Annotated in this window: 14 protein-coding genes; 6 read left to right on the forward strand and 8 right to left on the reverse strand. The window is 71.8% G+C overall.

Annotated features, from left to right (window positions below; translation table 11 throughout):
• A partial coding sequence (gene xylA, locus JOC24_RS15485; protein ID WP_205020872.1) for a xylose isomerase occupies nt 1-807 on the reverse strand: 807 nt, incomplete at its 3' end.
• Between the two features lie 222 nt (nt 808-1,029).
• On the opposite strand from xylA, the gene xylB reads away from it, so the two are divergent.
• The 6 genes from xylB to JOC24_RS15515 all read left to right on the forward strand — a co-directional run bounded on the left by xylB (nt 1,030) and on the right by JOC24_RS15515 (nt 9,586).
• The gene (xylB, locus tag JOC24_RS15490; protein WP_205020873.1) at nt 1,030-2,517 is read left to right on the forward strand and encodes a xylulokinase; all 1,488 of its coding nucleotides are present in this window, start codon (nt 1,030-1,032) and stop codon (nt 2,515-2,517) included.
• A 70-nt stretch (nt 2,518-2,587) separates the two neighbouring features.
• Nucleotides 2,588-3,874 carry a VWA domain-containing protein gene (locus tag JOC24_RS15495; protein WP_205020874.1) on the forward strand — a complete coding sequence of 429 codons (1,287 nt, stop codon included), beginning with the start codon at nt 2,588-2,590 and terminating at the stop codon, nt 3,872-3,874.
• On the forward strand, nt 3,874-4,701 hold the full coding sequence (locus tag JOC24_RS15500; protein ID WP_205020875.1) for a hypothetical protein: 828 nt from the start codon (nt 3,874-3,876) through the stop codon (nt 4,699-4,701). The genes JOC24_RS15495 and JOC24_RS15500 overlap by 1 nt, the downstream gene beginning before the upstream one ends.
• A gap of 157 nt (nt 4,702-4,858) precedes the next feature.
• The gene (locus JOC24_RS15505; protein WP_205020876.1) at nt 4,859-6,226 is read left to right on the forward strand and encodes a cytochrome P450; all 1,368 of its coding nucleotides are present in this window, start codon (nt 4,859-4,861) and stop codon (nt 6,224-6,226) included.
• 100 nt (nt 6,227-6,326) lie between these two features.
• Nucleotides 6,327-8,216: an ABC transporter ATP-binding protein gene (locus JOC24_RS15510; RefSeq protein WP_205020877.1), complete on the forward strand. Its 1,890-nt coding sequence runs from the start codon at nt 6,327-6,329 to the stop codon at nt 8,214-8,216.
• A 149-nt stretch (nt 8,217-8,365) separates the two neighbouring features.
• Complete coding sequence (locus JOC24_RS15515; protein WP_205020878.1) at nt 8,366-9,586, forward strand: low temperature requirement protein A; 1,221 nt, start codon at nt 8,366-8,368, stop codon at nt 9,584-9,586.
• A 21-nt stretch (nt 9,587-9,607) separates the two neighbouring features.
• Here JOC24_RS15515 and JOC24_RS15520 read toward each other — a convergent pair whose 3' ends face one another.
• The 7 genes from JOC24_RS15520 to JOC24_RS15550 form a co-directional block, all read right to left on the reverse strand.
• The gene (locus JOC24_RS15520) at nt 9,608-10,939 is read right to left on the reverse strand and encodes an ABC transporter permease (protein WP_205020879.1); all 1,332 of its coding nucleotides are present in this window, start codon (nt 10,937-10,939) and stop codon (nt 9,608-9,610) included.
• Nucleotides 10,929-11,669: an ABC transporter ATP-binding protein gene (locus JOC24_RS15525; protein WP_205020880.1), complete on the reverse strand. Its 741-nt coding sequence runs from the start codon at nt 11,667-11,669 to the stop codon at nt 10,929-10,931. The genes JOC24_RS15520 and JOC24_RS15525 overlap by 11 nt, the downstream gene beginning before the upstream one ends.
• Nucleotides 11,666-12,235, reverse strand: a complete 570-nt coding sequence (locus JOC24_RS15530; RefSeq protein ID WP_205020881.1) for a PadR family transcriptional regulator — start codon at nt 12,233-12,235, stop codon at nt 11,666-11,668. The genes JOC24_RS15525 and JOC24_RS15530 overlap by 4 nt, the downstream gene beginning before the upstream one ends.
• Nucleotides 12,236-12,394: 159 nt before the next feature.
• Nucleotides 12,395-13,378, reverse strand: coding sequence for an ABC transporter substrate-binding protein (locus JOC24_RS15535; protein ID WP_205020882.1), 984 nt, complete (start codon nt 13,376-13,378; stop codon nt 12,395-12,397).
• A 1-nt stretch (nt 13,379) separates the two neighbouring features.
• A complete protein-coding gene (locus JOC24_RS15540; RefSeq protein ID WP_205020883.1) occupies nt 13,380-15,362 on the reverse strand; it encodes an ABC transporter permease in 1,983 nt (660 codons plus the stop codon).
• Nucleotides 15,362-16,426 carry a quaternary amine ABC transporter ATP-binding protein gene (locus JOC24_RS15545; RefSeq protein ID WP_205020884.1) on the reverse strand — a complete coding sequence of 355 codons (1,065 nt, stop codon included), beginning with the start codon at nt 16,424-16,426 and terminating at the stop codon, nt 15,362-15,364. Before JOC24_RS15545 ends, JOC24_RS15540 begins: the two co-directional genes overlap by 1 nt.
• On the reverse strand, nt 16,423-17,994 hold the full coding sequence (locus JOC24_RS15550) for a GMC family oxidoreductase (protein WP_205020885.1): 1,572 nt from the start codon (nt 17,992-17,994) through the stop codon (nt 16,423-16,425). Before JOC24_RS15550 ends, JOC24_RS15545 begins: the two co-directional genes overlap by 4 nt.
• Nucleotides 17,995-18,070 lie beyond the last annotated feature (76 nt).

Below are 18,070 nucleotides of genomic sequence, written 5' to 3' on the forward strand. Positions count from 1 at the left end.
CTGGCGCAGGTCGCCGGCGCCGAAGCGGAAGTCCTGGTCGTACTTGATGCCGGACTGGCCGTTGAGGTCGAGGTGGAAGAGCTTGCCGGCCCACAAGGCCTGGGCGATGCCGTGGGGGAAGTTCAGTCCGGCCATCTGCTCGTGGCCGGTCTCGGGGTTCACGCCGACCATCTCGGGGCGCTCGAGGCGCTCGATGAAGGCCAGGGCGTGGCCGATCGTGGGCAGGAGGATGTCGCCGCGGGGCTCGTTGGGCTTGGGCTCGATGGCGAAGCGCAGGTCGTAGCCCTGTTCGGTGACGTAGTCGCCCAGCAGGTCGAAGGCTTCCTTCATGCGGTCCAGGGCGACGCGTACGTCCTTGGCGCCGCCGGACTCGGCGCCCTCGCGGCCGCCCCAGGCGACGTAGGTGGTCGCGCCGAGCTCGGCGGCCAGGTCGATGTTGCGGATGACCTTGCGCAGCGCGAACCGGCGTACGTCGCGGTCGTTGGAGGTGAACCCGCCGTCCTTGAACACCGGGTGGGTGAACAGGTTGGTGGTGGCCATCGGGACCTTCATCCCGGTGCGCTCCAGCGCGTCCTTGAACCGGCCGATCAGCCGGGCCCGCTCGGCCTCGGAGGCACCGAAGGGGATCAGGTCGTCGTCGTGGAACGTCACACCGTGCGCACCGAGCTCGGCGAGCCGCTCCACCGACTCCACCGGGTCCAGCGCGGGACGCGTCGCGTCCCCGAACGGGTCGTTGCCACGCCAGCCCACGGTCCACAGACCGAAGGTGAACCTGTCCGCAGGGGTAGGAGTGAAGCGATCCGTCATGGTGTGTGTCCGCCTTCGCCTGCCTGGGGTCCGGGACCGCCGTCCGCAGCCCGAGCCTATTTGTTCACTGACATGATTAATTATGCACACGACATGGTGCGCACGTAACCCCCCGAACGACGAAACGAGGGTCACCCCTGTTCCGGTCGCCGTCGATCACGTAATTTGTTTGTCGCACTCCCAAAACCCGCACCGCCGGATCCGCACGAGAAGAGGTAGCCCATGCCGCCGCGTACCGTCGTCATCGGCGTGGACAGCTCCACCCAGTCCACCAAGGCTGCAGTCACCGATACCGAGACGGGCGAACTGCTCGCCGTCGGCCGCGCACCGCACGTCGTCACGGGTGAGGGCGGCGCACGCGAGACCGACCCGGAGGTCTGGTGGCAGGCGCTCTGCGATGCCGTCGCGGCCGGGCTGAAGGAATCGGGGCTCTCCGCGTCCGCCGTCGTCGGTATCGCCGTCGCGGGACAGCAGCACGGCCTCGTGACCCTCGACAGGACCGGCCGCCCGCTGCGCCCCGCGCTCCTGTGGAACGACACGCGCTCCGCGCCGCAGGCTGCCGCGCTCGTCGCCGAGCTGGGCGGCCCCGAGGCGTGGACCGCGCGCACAGGCACGGTGCCCGTCGCGTCCATGACCGCGACGAAGTGGCGGTGGCTGCGCGAGAACGACCCGGCGAACGCCGAGGCGACGGCCTCCCTGCGGCTGCCCCACGACTTCCTCACCGAGCGGCTCGCGGGCGTCGCGGCGACGGACCCGGGGGACGCGTCGGGCACCTGCTGGTACTCCACCGCCACGGGCGCGTACGACTCCGAGCTCCTGGACCGCCTCGGCCTGGACGCCTCCATGCTGCCCGAGGTCGCCGCGACGGGCGGGACCCGGATCGGCTCCCTGACCGACGCCGCGGCCGAGGCGCTCGGCCTGCCGGCCGGGATCGCCGTCGCGGCCGGCACCGGGGACAACATGAGCGCCGCGGTGGGCCTCGGCCTGGGCGGCGCGGGGCTGCTGGACCACCCCGTGCTCAGCCTGGGCACCTCGGGCACGGTCTTCGCCGCCTCACTGACCCGCCCGGCGTCCACGGCCCTCTCCGGATTCGCCGCGGCCGACGGTACGTTCCTCCCGCTGGCCTGCACCCTCAACTGCACCCTGGCCGTCGACAAGGTGGCCACGCTCCTCGGCCTGCACCGCGACGACGCGACACCCGGCGGCGAGGCCGTCCTCCTCCCGTACCTCGACGGGGAGCGCACCCCGGACCTGCCCACCTCCTCCGGACTGCTCACCGGTCTCCGGCACGACACCACGCCGCAGCAACTGCTGGGCGCGGCCTACGAGGGCGCGGCCTTCACCGTGCTGCGGGCGCTCGACGAGCTGCTGCTGGCGTGCGGCCTCGACCCGGCCGACCCCGAGGTCGCCGGCAGGCCCCTGCGGCTGATCGGCGGCGGTGCCCAGGGCCGCACCTGGGTGGAGACGGTGCGCCGCCTGTCCGGCCGGCCTCTGATCGTGCCGGGCAGCGGCGAACTGGTGGCGCTGGGCGCGGCCGCACTGGCCGCTTCCGCGGCGGGTGGCGGCGACCCCGTCGCCGTGGCGACCCGGTGGAACGCGAAGTCGGCCGACACCGATGCCGAACTCCCGCCGGTGGAGAGGGACACCGAGACGTGGGAGCGTGTCGGTTCGGTGCTGGACAGGGCGGCGGAGCCACTGCTGGGCGGGTGAGGGCCGACCCGGAACAGCGCCGGGCGGAACGGTTTTGGGGATGACCGCGGATCTTCAATAGGATCCGGCGATGATCATAAGAAAACGGCTGACGGCCGGGGTGTGCGTCCTGCTCGCCACCCTGGCCGCCGGGCTCGGCACCGCCCTACCGGCCGCCGCCGACGAACCCTCCACCACCCCATCACCCAAGGTCGAACTGGTCCTTGACGTCAGCGGCTCCATGCGCACCCGCGACATGGACGGAGAGTCCCGCATATCCGCCGCCAAGCAGGCGTTCAACGACGTCCTGGACGCGGTGCCCGAGGAGGTGGAGCTCGGCATCCGTACGCTCGGTGCCGACTATCCGGGCGACGACCGCAAGGTCGGCTGCAAGGACACCAAGCAGCTCTACCCGGTGGGCCCGCTCGACCGCACCGAGGCCAAGACCGCCGTCGCCACTCTGGCACCGACCGGCTGGACCCCGATCGGCCCGGCGCTGCTCGGTGCCGCCGACGACCTCGAGGGCGGGGACGCCACCCGGCGGATCGTCCTGATCACCGACGGCGAGGACACCTGCGGCCCGCTCGACCCCTGCGAGGTTGCGCGTGACATCGCCGCCCGGGGCATCCACCTGGTCATCGACACGTTGGGCCTGGTGCCGAACGCCAAGATCCGGCAGCAGCTGACCTGCATCGCCGAGGCCACCGGCGGCACCTACACGGCCGTCCAGCACACCGATGAACTCTCAGGCCGGGTCAAGCAGTTGGTGGACCGGGCCGCCGAGCCCGTCGTCACCCCCGTGGCGACCGAGGGGGCGGGCAGCTGTTCCGCGGCCCCCGCGCTGAAGGCCGGGCTCTACACGGACCGGCAGGAGATCGGCAAGCACCGCTGGTACCGGGTGGACGTGCTGCCCGGCCAGGAACTGCGCGCCTCGGTGAGTGTGGCGGCCGACCGCGCCGTGAACAACGACTACGGGGTGCTGCTGCGTGCCGTGACCGCGCACGGCCGTGAGATCGTCCGGGGCGCGGAGTCCGGCACGGGGCGCACGGACGCCGTGTCCACCGGGCTGCGCTACCCCAAGCCCGACCAGGACGACGCCGACATCTCCGACGGCGACGTGAAGCCCGCCGCCGAGGCCGTGTGCCTCCAGCTCAGCAACTCCTTCTCGGCGCCCGCGTCCGTGAAGAAGACGCCCGGCATGCCCGTCGAGCTGACCATCGACCTGGTGGACGCCCCCGACGAGGCCGCCGACGCGGCGGCGTTCGGCCTGGGCCGCGGCTGGTGGCTGCTGGGCGTCATGGTGCTGGCAGGACTGATCGCCGGCCTGCTCTTCGGCTGGATCTCGCGCTGGCGTGTCGCCGTATGGAGGACCAACTGATGCGTAGCACCCGGAGAAACACCCTGAGGCGTGGATGCGTGGGCGCGTTCCTGGCCGCCGTCACCCTCCTCACCTCGGCGGGCGCCGCTGTCGCGGACGACCCGTCCGCGAGCGCGAGCCCGGCGGACGGCGAGGACGCGGGACCGACGGAGGCGGGCACCACCTTCCGCACCGCGACGGCGATCCAGCAGGAACAGACCGCCACCGCGGACGCGTCCACGGGCGACTACCTGTACTGGGCGTTCCCCGCCGACGCCGGGCAGCGTCCCACCGTGCGGGCGAAGGTGAGCCTGCCGGAGAGCGCGACCCGGAGCGGCGCTTCGACCTGGCAGGTCGACGTGTACGACGGACTCCGCCGCCGGCAGGCCTGCGTGTACGGCCATCAGACCAGGAAGGCGGCGCCGGACGCGGGCACCGTCGAGCTGTCCTGCGTCCTGCGTACGGTCCGTGCCTGGTCCGAGCCGTGGGCGTCAGACCCGTTGCCCGGCAGCTACTACGTACGCCTGACCGTGGTCGGCCTCGCCGAGGAGGACCTCGGCCTTCCGGTGCACGTCGAGACCGAGGTCACCTCGGTCGGCCAGGGCGGCGCCGCCGACGTGGACGGCGCCCTCGCCGAACCCCTGGTGCCGGGCACGTCCGTCGTCTCGGCGCAGGGCGGTTCCACCACAGCCGGCAGCGGGCCGGAGGACGGCTGGTCCTCCGGCTGGTGGACCAGCCGCTGGCTGTGGACCGCCGGAGGCGGCGTACTCGCCGCGCTGGCAGGGGTGTTCGGTTACGGCCTCACCCGCGGCCGCGGCCGTCCCTCCCAGGTGCCGCCGGGGGTCTGACCGCGTCGCGCACGTCGGTCCGGGGGCCGCGGGCAACCGCCTGCGGCCCTCAGGCCCGTCCGGGGTCGGCGCGGGCGACAGCCACGTCGAAGTGACGGCAGACTGGCATTAGGCTCTGCAACTCACGTACTGCGCAAGGCAGATGACGGGAGTCCCCATGTCCACGGAAACCGGCGCGCCCCTCGACACCGAGCCACGCGGCCACCGACTGGTCCAGGGGCCGAAGGGCCTCCCCCTGCTGGGGAGCCTGCGCCGGTTCGGGAAGGACCCCCTCGCCTTCTTCGAACACCTTCGCGGGCACGGGGACATGGTGCGCTGGCGGTTCGGCCGCAACGACTGCGTCTTCATCGCCGACCCCGAGTGCATCGGCGAACTGCTCGCCGAGACGGAACGCACCTTCGACCAACCCCTGCTGGGCATCGCTTTCCGTACGGTCATGGGCAACGGAGTCGTGGTGGCGCGTGGCGCGGACTGGCGGCGCAAGCGGTCGCTCGTACAGCCCTCGGTGCGGCCCAGGCAGGTGAGGTCCTACGCCTCCACGATGACCGCGTCCACGCTGGAGCTGGCCGAGACCTGGACGGGCGGCGAACGCGTCGACATCAAGCGGGAGATGGCGGCACTCACGCAGAAGATCGCCGTCCGCACCATCTTCGGGGTGGACACACCGGCCGACGCGGAGTCGATGGGCCGGGCCATGGACATCGCCCAGCAGGAGATCGGCAGGGAGTTCAGCGGTCTCGGCGCCGTCCTGCCCGACTGGGTCCCGACTCCCGGGCGGGCCAGGATCAAGAAGGCCGCCGCGGTCATCGACGCGGAGGTCGGACGCGTGGTGGCCCGCCACCGGGACGGGGAGGGCGAGCGGCCCGACCTGCTGAGCCGGCTGCTCACCGCCGTCGACGAGACCGGAGCACACCTCTCCGACCAGGAGATCCGCGACGAGACGGTCACGCTCTACATCGGCGGCCACGAGACGACCAGCTCCACGCTGGTGTGGGCCTGGTACCTCCTGTCCCGCAACCCGCAGGCCCGCGCGGCACTCGCCGAGGAGCTGGACCGGGTCCTCGGCGACCGTGAGCCGGGAATCGACGACTACGCACAACTGACGTACGCACAGGCGGTGGTGAAGGAGACCCTCCGGCTCTACCCGACGATCTGGCTGGTCACCGGAGTGGCCAAGGAGGGGGCCCGGATCGGCGGCGTACCGATGCCCGAGGGCACGCGCGTGTGGAGCAGCCAGTGGACCACGCACCGGGACGAGCGGTGGTTCCCGGAGCCGGAGGTGTTCCGCCCCGAGCGCTGGGACGCGGAGGACGGGGACGACATCCCGGAGTACGCCTGGTATCCGTTCGGCGGCGGTCCCCGGGCCTGTCTCGGTACACGCTTCGCGATGGTGGAGGCGGTGCTGATCCTCGCCGTCCTGGCACACCGTTTCGAACTGGAGGTGGACCCGGGCCCCGTCAACCCCGTGCCGACGCTGACGCTGCAGCCGGACCGGGAGGTCATGGCGACCGTACGGGCACGCTGAACACGCCGACGGGTGAAGCCGGACCGGAACACTTGACCTCAACTTGACTTCAGGTCATAGCGTGCCGTGCATACCGACCGACCCTTCCGGAGGCACCCGCATGGACATGGAAGTCACCGCGTGGCATTCACTGCACAGCACGATGAACGCGCAGAAGGACCGACGCCCTTTCTCCCGGGCCACGTTGCGCCGCATCGCGGTGTTCGCCCGGCCGCACCGGAGCAGGATTCTGCGGTTCCTGCTCCTCAGTGTGGTCACCGCCCTGCTCGCGGTGGCGACACCGGTGCTCGCGGGGCGGGTCGTCGACGCGATCGTGCAGGGCGGGGCGGCCGGTACCGTCACCCGGCTCGCCCTGCTCATCGCGCTGATCGCTGTGACCGAAGCGGGTCTCGGACTCCTCACCCGGTGGCTGTCGGCGACCCTCGGCGAGGGGCTGATCCTCGATCTGCGCACCGCCGTGTTCGATCACGTCCAGCGGATGCCGGTCGCCTTCTTCACCCGTACCCGGACCGGCGCGCTGGTGAGCCGGCTCAACAACGATGTGCTCGGCGCCCAGAGAGCGTTCAGCAACACGCTCTCCGGCGTCGTGTCCAATTTCGTCACGCTGCTGCTGACCCTGGCGGTGATGCTCACGATCTCGTGGCAGATCACACTGCTGGCCCTGGTGCTGCTGCCGGTGTTCGTCGTCCCCGCCCGCCGGCTGGGCGCCAGGATGGCCAGCCTCCAGCGGGAGGCAGCCGATCACAACGCCACCATGGGCACACAGATGACCGAGCGCTTCTCGGCCCCGGGTGCGACGCTCATCAAGCTCTTCGGGCGCCCGTCGGACGAGTCCGCCGCATTCGCCGCCCGCGCGGGCCGGGTGCGTGACATCGGCATCCGTACGGCGATGCTCCAGTCCACCTTCATCACGGCGCTCACCCTCGTGTCGGCGCTCGCCCTCGCCCTGGTGTACGGCCTCGGCGGTCACTACGCGCTGCGCGGCAGCCTGGAGCCCGGGGCCGTCGTCGCCCTGGCGCTGCTCCTCACCCGGCTCTACGCGCCGCTGACAGCGCTGGCCGGAGCCCGGGTCGAGGTGATGAGTGCCCTGGTCAGCTTCGAGCGGGTCTTCGAGATCCTCGACCTCGAACCGCTGATCGCCGAGAAGCCCGGCGCCCGCCGCGTCCCGGACGGGCCGGTGTCGGTGGAGTTCGACGGGGTCTCCTTCGGTTACCCCTCCGCGGACAAGGTCTCCCTCGCCTCACTCGAGGAGGTCGCCACGCTCGACTCCGACAGCGGAACACAGGTGCTGCACGACGTCTCGTTCACGGCGGAGCCGGGCCGGATGGTCGCGCTCGTCGGATCGTCCGGGGCCGGGAAGTCGACGATCGCACAGTTGCTCCCCCGGCTGTACGACACCGACGCCGGGACCGTTCGGCTGAACGGTGTCGACGTACGCGACCTGACGGCGGACTCGATCCGCGAGACGCTCGGCATGGTCACACAGGACGGGCACCTCTTCCACGAGTCGGTGCGCGAGAACCTGCTGCTCGCCCGGCCGGAGGCCACCGAGGAGGAGATCTGGGACGCGCTGCGCCGCTCCCGCCTGGACGGTCTGGTGGCGTCACTGCCCGAGGGGCTGGACACGGTGGTCGGTGAACGCGGCTACCGGCTCTCCGGCGGCGAGCGCCAACGGCTGACCATCGCACGGCTGCTGCTGGCCCGTCAGCGGGTGGTCATCCTGGACGAGGCGACCGCGCACCTGGACTCCACCTCGGAGGCCGCGGTCCAGGAGGCGTTGGCCGAGGCCCTGGAGGGCCGGACGGCCGTGGTGATCGCCCACAGGCTTTCGACGGTGCGGGCCGCCGACCTGATCCTGGTCGTGGAGGCCGGCCGTGTCGTCGAGCGGGGCACGCACGACGAGCTGCTGGCCGCGGGAGGACGGTACGAGGAGCTGCACCGCACCCAGTTCGAGCGGCCGGGAACGGAGGCCGACCGGCCTGTCGCGTGACCGCGGGCGGCCTGTCGGCGTTGCGTGCCTCCGGGCCCACTCGTAACGTGTCCCGGTGTCCGTCGAGCCGACCGGCCCGGCCCGTGACCTGCGCAGTGGGCGTCGGCAGGCCCCGCCGCCACTCCTCCCACCGCTGAAACCGGGTACGAATGAGCCAGTCACATCCCGCCTCCCGCGCCTGGCACCGCCCGATGGTCGCCCGCCTCGCCGGGGAGGAACACCGCACGGCGACGGTGCTCGAACTCTTCTTCGACCTGTGTTTCGTCGCAGCGGTCGCCCAGGCGTCGGGAGCCTTCGAGCACGAACTCGCCGAAGGCCACATCGGTCGCGGGGTGCTCGGCTACGCGATGGTCTTCTTCGCCATCTGGTGGGCGTGGATGAACTTCACCTGGTTCGCGTCCGCGTACGACACCGACGACGTCCCGTACCGGCTGCTGACCCTGGTCCAGATCTCAGGTGCGCTGGTGGTGGCCGCCGGTGCGGCCGAGGCCCTCCGACACGAGGACTTCACCGTCATCACCTGGGGCTACGTCATCATGCGGCTCGCCATGGTCACCCAGTGGCTGCGCGCGGCCCGTTCCGATCCCGAACGCCGGCGCTGCTGCGTGCGGTACGCGGTCGGCATCCTGGTCGTACAGGTCGGCTGGGTGGCCAGGCTGGCCGTGCCCGACGACTGGGGGCTGCCGCTCTTCGCGGTACTGGTCGTCGCGGAGCTCGCCGTCCCCGTCTGGGCCGAGAGCGCCGGCAGGACCACGTGGCACCCCCACCACATCGCCGAACGGTACGGCCTGTTCACCCTGATCGTCCTGGGCGAGACCATCACCGCGGCGACGGTGGCCGTGCGCACCGCCCTCGACGACGAGGCGGCGCTCGGCGACATCGCGACCCTGGTGATCGGCGGCGTACTGACCGTCTTCGCCCTGTGGTGGCTCTACTTCGCCCAGAACGCCCCTCGTCGGCTCACGGATCTCAGGTCCGCGATCCTCTGGGGCTACGGCCACTACGTCGTGTTCGCCTCCGCCGCGGCCGTGGGAGCCGGACTGGCCCTGGGCGTCGCCCACACCACAGGTCACGGTCACCTGTCCGACCGCGCCGCCGCGGCGGCGTTCACCGTTCCGGTGGCCGTCTTCATCACGCTGGTGTGGCTGCTCCACCACCGGGCGGAGGAACTCCGCAGCCGGAACGACCTCATCCACCCCGTGGCGGTCCTCGCCGTGCTGGCCATGACGTTCACCCCGGGCCCGGTGCTCGCCACAGGCGTCATCACCTCCGCGCTCGTGGCCACGACGCTCGTCGTCGCGGCGCGTGCGCGCGGCCGGTCGGAACGCGCGGCGGACGGGGAGGAGCCCGGGCGCGCGGCCGGCGGTTAGAGCCGGCGCGCGCCGGGACCACTACGTGAAACGCAGTTCCGCCGGGTGAGCCGCGCGCCGCAGGAGCGGCAGGGATGTCGCCGCGGCAAGCAGGCAGGCCGCGTAGACGGCCACCGGGACGAGCAGCGGCAGCAGGGTGACGAGGCCGGTGCCCGCGACGGTGGCGTACACCAGGTACACCACCGTGCCTCCGGCCCCGGCGAGCAGGAGCGCGGGCGCCAGCGGGAGTGCGGTCTCCAGGAGCGCGGCTTCGGCCAGGACCCGGTGGGGCACCCCGGCGGCGGCCTGGGCGGCGAGGCCCCTGCGGCGGGTGGCCACCGACTCGGCGGTGCCGACGGCGAGTCCGCAGAGGCTGATCGCGAGGGCGATCAGCACGGCCGATCCGGCGAGGTCGATGCCGGTGGTGTAGAAGGCCAGGTCGGTCGGCGTGTAGCCGACCGACAGCGCCTCGAGAAGGACTCCGCGCACCCCCACGAAGCCCACACCGACGACCGTGACGAGCAGCAGCGCGGCATGCGTCCGCGCGGCGGCCCACGGGTCGTACCGGAGGCGGCTCGCGGCGATGAGCACGGCCGGGCTCTTCGCGCGGAGGGTGAGCCATCGGCCCAGGAAGGCCGCGAACGCCCCCGCCGCCCAGATCGCGCCCGCTCCGGTGAAGAGCACCAGGCCAAGTACCAGCAGCGCGAAAGGTGTGAATCCCAGGTTGGCCGGGAGCAGTGCGAGCAGGCCCGCCGCGGCGATCAGCCCGGCCGCGAGTACGAAGCCGAGAACGGCCCGGCGGCCCCGGCCCGGGCCCGTGGTGCGCACGTGGTCGAGGGGCGAGGCGACGACGTGGCGCAGTGCGAAGACGCTCACGAGCGCGGCGACCAGTGGCACCGCGACGACGACCGCGACGAATCCCACCCAGGCAACCGGACGCGGGGTGTGCCCCGTTGCGACGAGGGACACGGCGAACGCGGCGAAACCGGCCGTCGAGCCGGCCGTGCACGCGATGCCGGACTCCACGGCGGCGATTCTGCGCATCTGTGCGGGGGACGCCCCGGCGAGACGCATCCTGGCCGTACGCCGATGCCGGTGCACGGCGCCGATGCGCGCGCACTGGCCGAGGAAGCCCAGGACGGGTACCAGCAGGAGCACGAGGGTGAGCACGACCCCCGCGCGCTGTCCCGGCTGGTCGAGCAGGCCGTGCGCGTACGGGATGGAGACCTGTCCCGGAACGGCGGCCACGGTCACCGCGACGAGTGCGAAGCCCGTGGCGAGCAGGGCGCCCAGCAGGGTGAGCGAGAGCCTCCACCACTCACGGCGGTCCGAGCCGCGCGCGAGGATCCAGGCGATGCGGATGTCAGCCTTCACGGCGCACCGCCTCCTGACCGGCGGCCTGGCCGGAGCCGGCCTGCACGGTCCCGTCCCGCAGTCCCACCTCTCGGTCCGCGTACGCCGCGATCTGGGCGTCGTGGGTGATCAGCAGCACCGCCGTGGCCGACTCCCTCGCGGTGTGCACCAGCGCGGTCATCACCTGTTCTCCGGCGAGCGTGTCGAGAGCCCCGGTCGGCTCGTCCGCGAAGACGGCCTTGGGGCCGGTGGCCATGGCCCGCGCCAGGGCGACCCGTTGGCTCTGCCCCCCGCTCATCTCGCCGGGGCGCAGATCCGCCTGCCCGCGGACGCCGAAGCGCTCCAGCCACTCCCCCGCCCGCTCGTTCGCCTCGCCGCGGCGGGTCCCCGCAAGCAGCAGCGGGAGCGCCACGTTGTCGAGCGCGGTGAGCTCGGGGATGAGCTGACCGAACTGGAACACCACCCCGAAGTCCCGGCGCCGCAGCTCGCTGAGCCGTCCTTCGGACAGCCCGCCGAGCTCCTCGTTTCCGTAGCTGACGGTGCCTTCGTCGGGGCGGACGATCCCTGACAGGCAGTGCAGCAGAGTGGACTTCCCGCTGCCGCTCGCCCCGGTGACGGCCAGGATCTCGCCCTCATGGAGGTCGAGGGAGGCGCCACGCAGCGCCTCGGTGTTTCCGTACGACTTCCTCAGGCCGCGTGCCGAGATCAGCGCGGCCGCCCCCGAGGAGGGCTGTTGGTCCCGTGTACTCATATCGCGTTGACCTCCGCGGTCAGATTGTCGATGCGGGCCGTGGTGGTGGTCATCCACCGCACGTCGGCGTCCAGGTGGGCAAGGGCGTAGTCGGCGGAGAGCACTGTGCTGAGATCGGCGCCCGGCGTGGTCTTCAGCGCGGTGAGCTCGCGCATCCGCTCCATGTGGGCGGCGCGCTGGGCCCTGAGGTGCGCGGCGGCGTCCGGTCTCCGGCCCTCGGGGTCCGTCCGCGCGCCGGCTGCGGCGACGAGGATCGAGACCACCACCTTGGCGAAGATCTCGTTCGTCACGAAGGGGGCGGGGGCGGTGATCTCCTCCGCCCATCGGGCGAGTTCGTGGGAGCCCTCGTCCGTGGCCCGGTAGAGGGTGCGCTCGGGGCCGCCGTCGGAATCGGTGCCTTCGACGGCGGCCATGCCGTCCCGCACGAGGCGTTGCAGCGTTGTGTAGACCTGCCCGTAGGCGAGCGGGCGCGCCTGCGGGAAGCGTGCGTCGTGCTGCTGCTTCAGGTCGTAGCCGTGGGTGGGCCCGGCCGCGAGCAGGCCCAGGAGGACATGGCGGGTGCTCATGCGGTGACTATAACCCGAGTACATGTACTGAGTGAATAGTGCCCCTTGGTTCCGGACCGGGCCGCATCTCCCCTCGGCCGGTGACCGGCCTGATACGTCGTCAGCCGCCCCGGCAGGTGCCGGGGCGGCTGACGACGTCGGACGGGATCTCTGCTCAGGTCACCGGTCCAGCCACTTCTTCCAGGTGTCCGGGTGCTCCTCGATCCAGCGCCCTGCGGCCTCGTCGGGTGACAGCCGCTCGGAGGCGATCAGCTCGGAGACCTCGTTCTGGTCCTTCTCCGACCACTCGAACTTCTTGAGGAAGGCCGCGGCGTCCCCACCCCGCTTCGAGAAGTCCGCGTTGAGGTATTTCTGGAGCGGTGTCGTCGGGTACGCGCAGTCGATGTCCGCCGGGTCCTTGGCCGCGCACGCGTCGGAGTACTCGGGGAGCTTCACCTCGACCATCGGCACCTCGTTGAACAGCCACTGCGGCTGGTACCAGTAGCTCAGGAAGGGCTTCTTCTCCTTGGCGAACTGCTGGATCTGGGTGATCTGCGCAGCCTCGGAGCCCGCGAAGACGACCTTGTAGTCCAGGCCGAGGTTCTTCACCAGCGCCTTGTCGTTGGTGACGTAGGACGGCGAGCCGTCCATCAGCTGGCCCTTGTCACCGCTCTCCGGGGTGCGCAGTTCGTCGGCGTACTTGTCGAGGTTCTTCCAGTCCGTGACGTCGGGGTGCTCGTCCGCCCAGTACTTGGGGACGTACCAGCCGATGTGGCCCGTGACCCCGAGGTCGCCCCCGGGAACGATGGTCTTCTTGTCCTTGACGTACAGCTGCTCCTGGTCGGGGTGCCCCCAGTCCTCCAGGATGGCGTCCACCCGGCCCTGGCTGAGGGCGTCCCAGGCGGGCACCTCGTCGGTCTGCACGAGGTCGACGCGGTAACCCAGTTCGTCCTCGAGGATCTTCTGGGCGACGGCCACGTTGGCCTGCGCACCGACCCACGACTGGACGGAGAGCGTGACGGTCTTGATGTCGGCGGGGGCCGCGAACGGAGAGGACTGCTTGGTCATGTCCGCCGCACCGCAGCCGGTGACGGCGAGCAGCGCGCCCGCCGAGGCGACGATCGCGGAGGTACGGAGACGGGCGCGGGTACGGGTGCGAGCCATGTCAGCTCTCCTTCCGCTGGCGGCGGGCGGTGGGCTGGGTGACGCGGTCCAGCATCAGTCCCAGGCAGACGATGGCGGCGCCCGCGACGAGACCGGTGGCCAGGTCGCCCTGGGCGAGCCCGAACACGACCTCGTAGCCGAGCGCGCCGGAGCCGACGAGTCCGCCGATGATGACGACCGCGAGGACCAGGACGACGCCTTGGTTCACGGCGAGCAGCAGCGCGGGCCTGGCCAGCGGGATCTGGACCTGGCGCAGTCGCTGGCCGCTGGTGGCGCCGAGCGAGCGGGCGCACTCCATCGCGGCGGGGTCGACGCCCCGCAGGCCCTGGGTGGTGATGCGGACGACGGCGGGCAGCGCGTAGACGACCGCCGCCGCCGCGGCGGGGGCGCGGCCCACGCCGAACAGGGCGACGACCGGGATGAGGTAGACGAACTGCGGCATCGTCTGGAAGACGTCCAGGACGGGGCGCAGCAGCCGTTCGAGGCGCCGGCTGCGCGCCGCGCCTACGGCGATGCCGAAGCCCAGGACCAGGGTGACGGCGACGGCGGCGATGACCTGGCTGAGCGTGTCCATCGACAGGTCCCAGACGCCGAGGACACCGATGGCGGCCATGGCCAGCACGGCGGTGAGCGCGGTGCGCCAGGTGCCGATGGTCCAGGCGAGGGCGGCGACGATCAGCAGGACGGCCCACCAGGGCAGTCCCTGCAGTCCGTCGCGGAGCGGGTTGAGGATCCAGCTGGTGAAGTGGGCGGCCCAGTCGGCGGTTCCCCCGATGACGGGGATGCCGGTGTAGAGGTGGTCGACCATCCAGTCCTTGGCGGTGTTGACCGGTTCCGCGATGGGGACGACGCCGCCCTCGGGCCAGATCCGTCCGCCGGTGAAGCGGCCCACGACGGCGACCGCCGCGGCGATCAGGGCGGCGAGCCCCCAGCCGCGCGACCCGCGCAGGGCGGCGGGACCGGTGGGTTCCGTGCCGATCCGCCGGCCTGCCGCCTCGGTCGTACGGTCCAGGACGACGGCCAGCAGCACGATGGGGATGCCCGCGGCGAGCGCGGCGCCGACGTCGACGGAGGAGAGCGCCTGGTAGACACGGTCGCCGAGACCGCCGGCGCCGATGACGGAGGCGATGACCGCCATGGACAGCGCCATCATGATGGTCTGGTTGAGGCCGAGGAGCAGCTCCTTGCGGGCCAGCGGGAGGCGCGCGCTCAGCAGGCGCTGGCGTCCGGTCGCACCCAGCGAGGCGACGGCCTCCATGACGCCGGCGTCGGCGCCGCGCAGTCCGAGTGCGGTGAGCCGGGCCATCGGCGGAGCCGCGTAGACGACCGTCGCGAGGACCGCACCGGGCACGCCGATGCCGAAGACCAGCACGACGGGCAGCAGGTAGGCGAAGGCGGGCAGCACCTGCATGGTGTCCAGGACGGGGCGCAGGACCCGGAACGTACGGTCCGAGAGGCCCGCGGCGAGTCCGAGGAGCAGGCCGAGGACCACGGAGGCGAGGACCGCGACGACCATCAGGGCCAGGGTCTGCATGGTCGGCACCCACATGCCGAGCAGCCCGCAGAAGAGGAAGGAGAGGCCGGCAGTCAGTGCCAGGCGCCATCCGGCGGTCCGCCAGGCGACGAGCGCTGCGACGGCGGTGACTCCGGCCCAGCCGAGTGCCAGCAGCGCCAGGTAGACGCCGCGCACCGACAGGACGACGGCGTTGCTGATGTGGCCGAAGAAGTAGAGGAACAGCGGGTGGCTGTCGCGGTTGCCGATGATCCAGTCGTTGACCTCGCCGAGCGGTCCGCTCAGGTCGACGGTCAGTGCGCCGGGCCAGACCCCGCCGCCCCAGCGGGCGTGTGCGAGGGGTACGGCGACGGCGGCGATCACCAGCAGCAGAAGGATCTTGCCGAGGGCGGGGCGGCCGCGCAGGGCGGCGAGCGGGCCGCTCCCCGGGGGGCCGGACGCGGTGCGGGTGGTGGCTTGGGCGGTGGCCATCAGACGGTCACCTCACGGGCTCCCGGGCCCCCGCCGGCCCCGGCGACGACGTCGAGCAGGCACGCGTGGTCGACGACTCCGAGCAGCCTGCCGTCCTCGGTCACCCGCGCGACCGGCTCGCCGGATCGGGCGACGGCCTCGATGGCTTCGGAGACGGTGGCGCCGGGGCGCAGGGCGGGGCCGCTCTCGCCCTCGCCGACGGTCGGCGGACGCATGGCGGTGGCGACGGTGAGGACCTGTTCGCGCGGTACGTCGCGGACGAACTCGCGTACGTAGTCGTCGGCGGGCGAGCCGACGATCTCCTCCGGGGTGCCCAGCTGGACGATGCCTCCGTCGCGCATCAGCGCGATGCGGGTGCCCAGGCGGAGCGCCTCGCTGAGGTCGTGGGTGATGAAGACCATGGTGCGGCCCTCCTCGCGGTGCAGCCGGACCACCTCGTCCTGCATCTCGCGCCGGATCAGCGGGTCGAGTGCGCTGAACGGTTCGTCGAAGAGGAGGACGGACGGGTCGACGGCGAGGGCGCGGGCCAGCCCGACACGCTGCTGCTGGCCGCCGGAGAGCTGCGAGGGGCGGCGGTCCTCGAGCCCGGCGAGGCCGACCTTCTCGACCAGTTCGGCGGCCTTGGCGCGCCGTTCGGCCTTGCCGAGGCCCTGGATCTCCAGGCCGTAGGCGACGTTGTCGAGCACGGTGCGGTGCGGCAGCAGCCCGAAGTGCTGGAAGACCATCGCGGCGCGGTGGCGGCGCAGTTCGCGCAGCCGGTTGGTGTCCATGGCCAGGACGTCCTCGCCGTCGATCGCGAGGGTGCCGCTGGTGGGTTCGATGAGCCGGGTCAGGCAGCGTACGAGGGTGGACTTGCCCGAGCCCGACAAGCCCATGACGACGAAGACCTCGCCCTTGTTGACGTCGAAGGAGACGTCACGCACGGCGGCGGTGCAGCCGGTGCGCTCGCGCAGTTCGGCGGGCGGCAGGTCGGCGTACTCGCTTCCGGGGACGCGGTCGGCCTTCGGCCCGAAGACCTTCCAGAGGTTCCGGACGCTGAACACAGGGGTACCGGCTTCACTCATCGGACATCGCCTCCGGTGGTCGGGGTCGCACGGAGCAGTTCGGCGCACTTCTCGCCCACCATCAGGACGCCGATCATGGGGTTCACGGCGGGCATGGTCGGGAAGACGGACGCGTCGGCGATCCGGATGCCCTTCAGGCCCTGGATCCGCAACTGCGGGTCGACGACGGCCTCCGGGTCGCCCTCGGCGCCCATCCGGCAGGTTCCGGCCGGGTGGTAGACGGTGTGCGCGACCTTGCGGGCGTACTCGCTGATGTCCTCGTCGGACGTGACCTCGGGCCCGGGGCACACCTCGCGCTTGAGCCAGTGGGCCAGGGGTTCGGTCTTCGCTATCTCGCGTGCGAGCTTGATGCCGTCGACCAGGGTGCGGCCGTCGTAGTCGTCCTCGTCGGTGAAGTAGCGGAAGTCCAGGGCCGGCTTGACCTCGGGGTCGGCGCTGGTGAGGTGGAGCCGGCCGCGGCTGCGCGGCTTGGGGATGTTCGGGGTCATCGACACACCGTGCTCGGGCTTCTCGTAGCCCAGGCGCTCCGGGTTGTCGGTGAAGGGGATCTGGTAGAAGTGGAACATCAGGTCGGGGCCCCTGGATCCGGGGTCGCGGCGCACGAAGAGGCCCGCGTCGGAGTCCATGGCGGAGTTCTCCGGGATGGGCCCGTCGGTCTCCCAGACGATGACCGACTCGGGGTGGTCGAGCAGGTTCTCGCCGACGCCGGGGGCGTCGTGGAGGACGGGGATGCCGAGCCGGGTGAGGTCCTCCGCCGGTCCGATGCCGGAGTGCATGAGCAGCCGGGGGGTGTCCACCGCGCCCGCGCAGACGATCACCTCCCGCCTGGCACGCACGAACGTCTCCACGCCGTCCTTGTCCCGTACGTGCACCCCGGTGGCGCGGTCGCCGTCGAACTCCAGGCGGTACGCCCACGTCTCCAGCAGGATCGAGAGGTTGGGGCGGTCACCGGCCTCGATGTGCGGGTGCAGATAGGCGACCGACGCGGAGGAGCGCTTGTTGTTCTCCGGGTGGTAGGCCAGGTCGAAGAAGCCGACGCCCTCGTGGAACGGCTGCTGGTTGAAGCTTTCCACCCGGGGGACCTCGGCGGCGGCCTGCGCGGCCTCGACGAAGTCGCGGGCGATGGCGTTCCGGTCCTTCTCGTCGACGGGCACGATGTTGTTGCGCAGCCGGGCGAAGTAGGGGTCCATCGCGGCGGCGTCCCAGCCTTCGGCCCCGGCCTCGGCCCACTCGTCCCAGTCGCCGGGCAGCGGCTTGAAGCTGATCAGCGTGTTGTGCGAGGAACAGCCACCGAGTACGCGGGCGCGGCTGTGCCGGATGTGGGAGTTGCCGCGGGGCTGTTCGGTGGTGGGGTAGTCGTAGTCGAGGTCGCCGCCGAGGAGACCGAGCCAGCGGCGGAGGGTGAGGACGTCCTCACGGTCGATGTCGGTGGGTCCGCCCTCGATGACGGTGACGGTGACGTCGGGGTCCTCGGTGAGGCGGGAGGCGATGACCGAACCGGCCGTACCGCCTCCGACGATCACGTAGTCGACGGGTTCGGGACGTGCGGTGCTGGAGGACGGTGGCATCGGTCACTGCTCCTTCTGCAAGGTTCTTGCGTGTACGTGGTGCTGCGAACAGCCGGGCGGAGTCGGTCGGTTGCGC

The organism is Streptomyces sp. HB132 (assembly GCF_016909575.1).
Taxonomy (GTDB): domain Bacteria; phylum Actinomycetota; class Actinomycetes; order Streptomycetales; family Streptomycetaceae; genus Streptomyces.

What these genes read in the sequence shown, in the direction of transcription:
- JOC24_RS15510 (WP_205020877.1), top strand. Translation starts at nt 6,327, where the DNA reads ATGGACATGGAAGTCACCGCGTGGCATTCACTGCACAGCACGATGAAC.
- JOC24_RS15550 (WP_205020885.1), bottom strand. Translation starts at nt 17,994, where the DNA reads ATGCCACCGTCCTCCAGCACCGCACGTCCCGAACCCGTCGACTACGTG.
- JOC24_RS15525 (WP_205020880.1), bottom strand. Translation starts at nt 11,669, where the DNA reads ATGAGTACACGGGACCAACAGCCCTCCTCGGGGGCGGCCGCGCTGATC.
- JOC24_RS15495 (WP_205020874.1), top strand. Translation starts at nt 2,588, where the DNA reads ATGATCATAAGAAAACGGCTGACGGCCGGGGTGTGCGTCCTGCTCGCC.
- xylB (WP_205020873.1), top strand. Translation starts at nt 1,030, where the DNA reads ATGCCGCCGCGTACCGTCGTCATCGGCGTGGACAGCTCCACCCAGTCC.
- JOC24_RS15515 (WP_205020878.1), top strand. Translation starts at nt 8,366, where the DNA reads ATGAGCCAGTCACATCCCGCCTCCCGCGCCTGGCACCGCCCGATGGTC.
- JOC24_RS15530 (WP_205020881.1), bottom strand. Translation starts at nt 12,235, where the DNA reads ATGAGCACCCGCCATGTCCTCCTGGGCCTGCTCGCGGCCGGGCCCACC.
- JOC24_RS15540 (WP_205020883.1), bottom strand. Translation starts at nt 15,362, where the DNA reads ATGGCCACCGCCCAAGCCACCACCCGCACCGCGTCCGGCCCCCCGGGG.
- JOC24_RS15535 (WP_205020882.1), bottom strand. Translation starts at nt 13,378, where the DNA reads ATGGCTCGCACCCGTACCCGCGCCCGTCTCCGTACCTCCGCGATCGTC.
- JOC24_RS15500 (WP_205020875.1), top strand. Translation starts at nt 3,874, where the DNA reads ATGCGTAGCACCCGGAGAAACACCCTGAGGCGTGGATGCGTGGGCGCG.
- JOC24_RS15545 (WP_205020884.1), bottom strand. Translation starts at nt 16,426, where the DNA reads ATGAGTGAAGCCGGTACCCCTGTGTTCAGCGTCCGGAACCTCTGGAAG.
- JOC24_RS15505 (WP_205020876.1), top strand. Translation starts at nt 4,859, where the DNA reads ATGTCCACGGAAACCGGCGCGCCCCTCGACACCGAGCCACGCGGCCAC.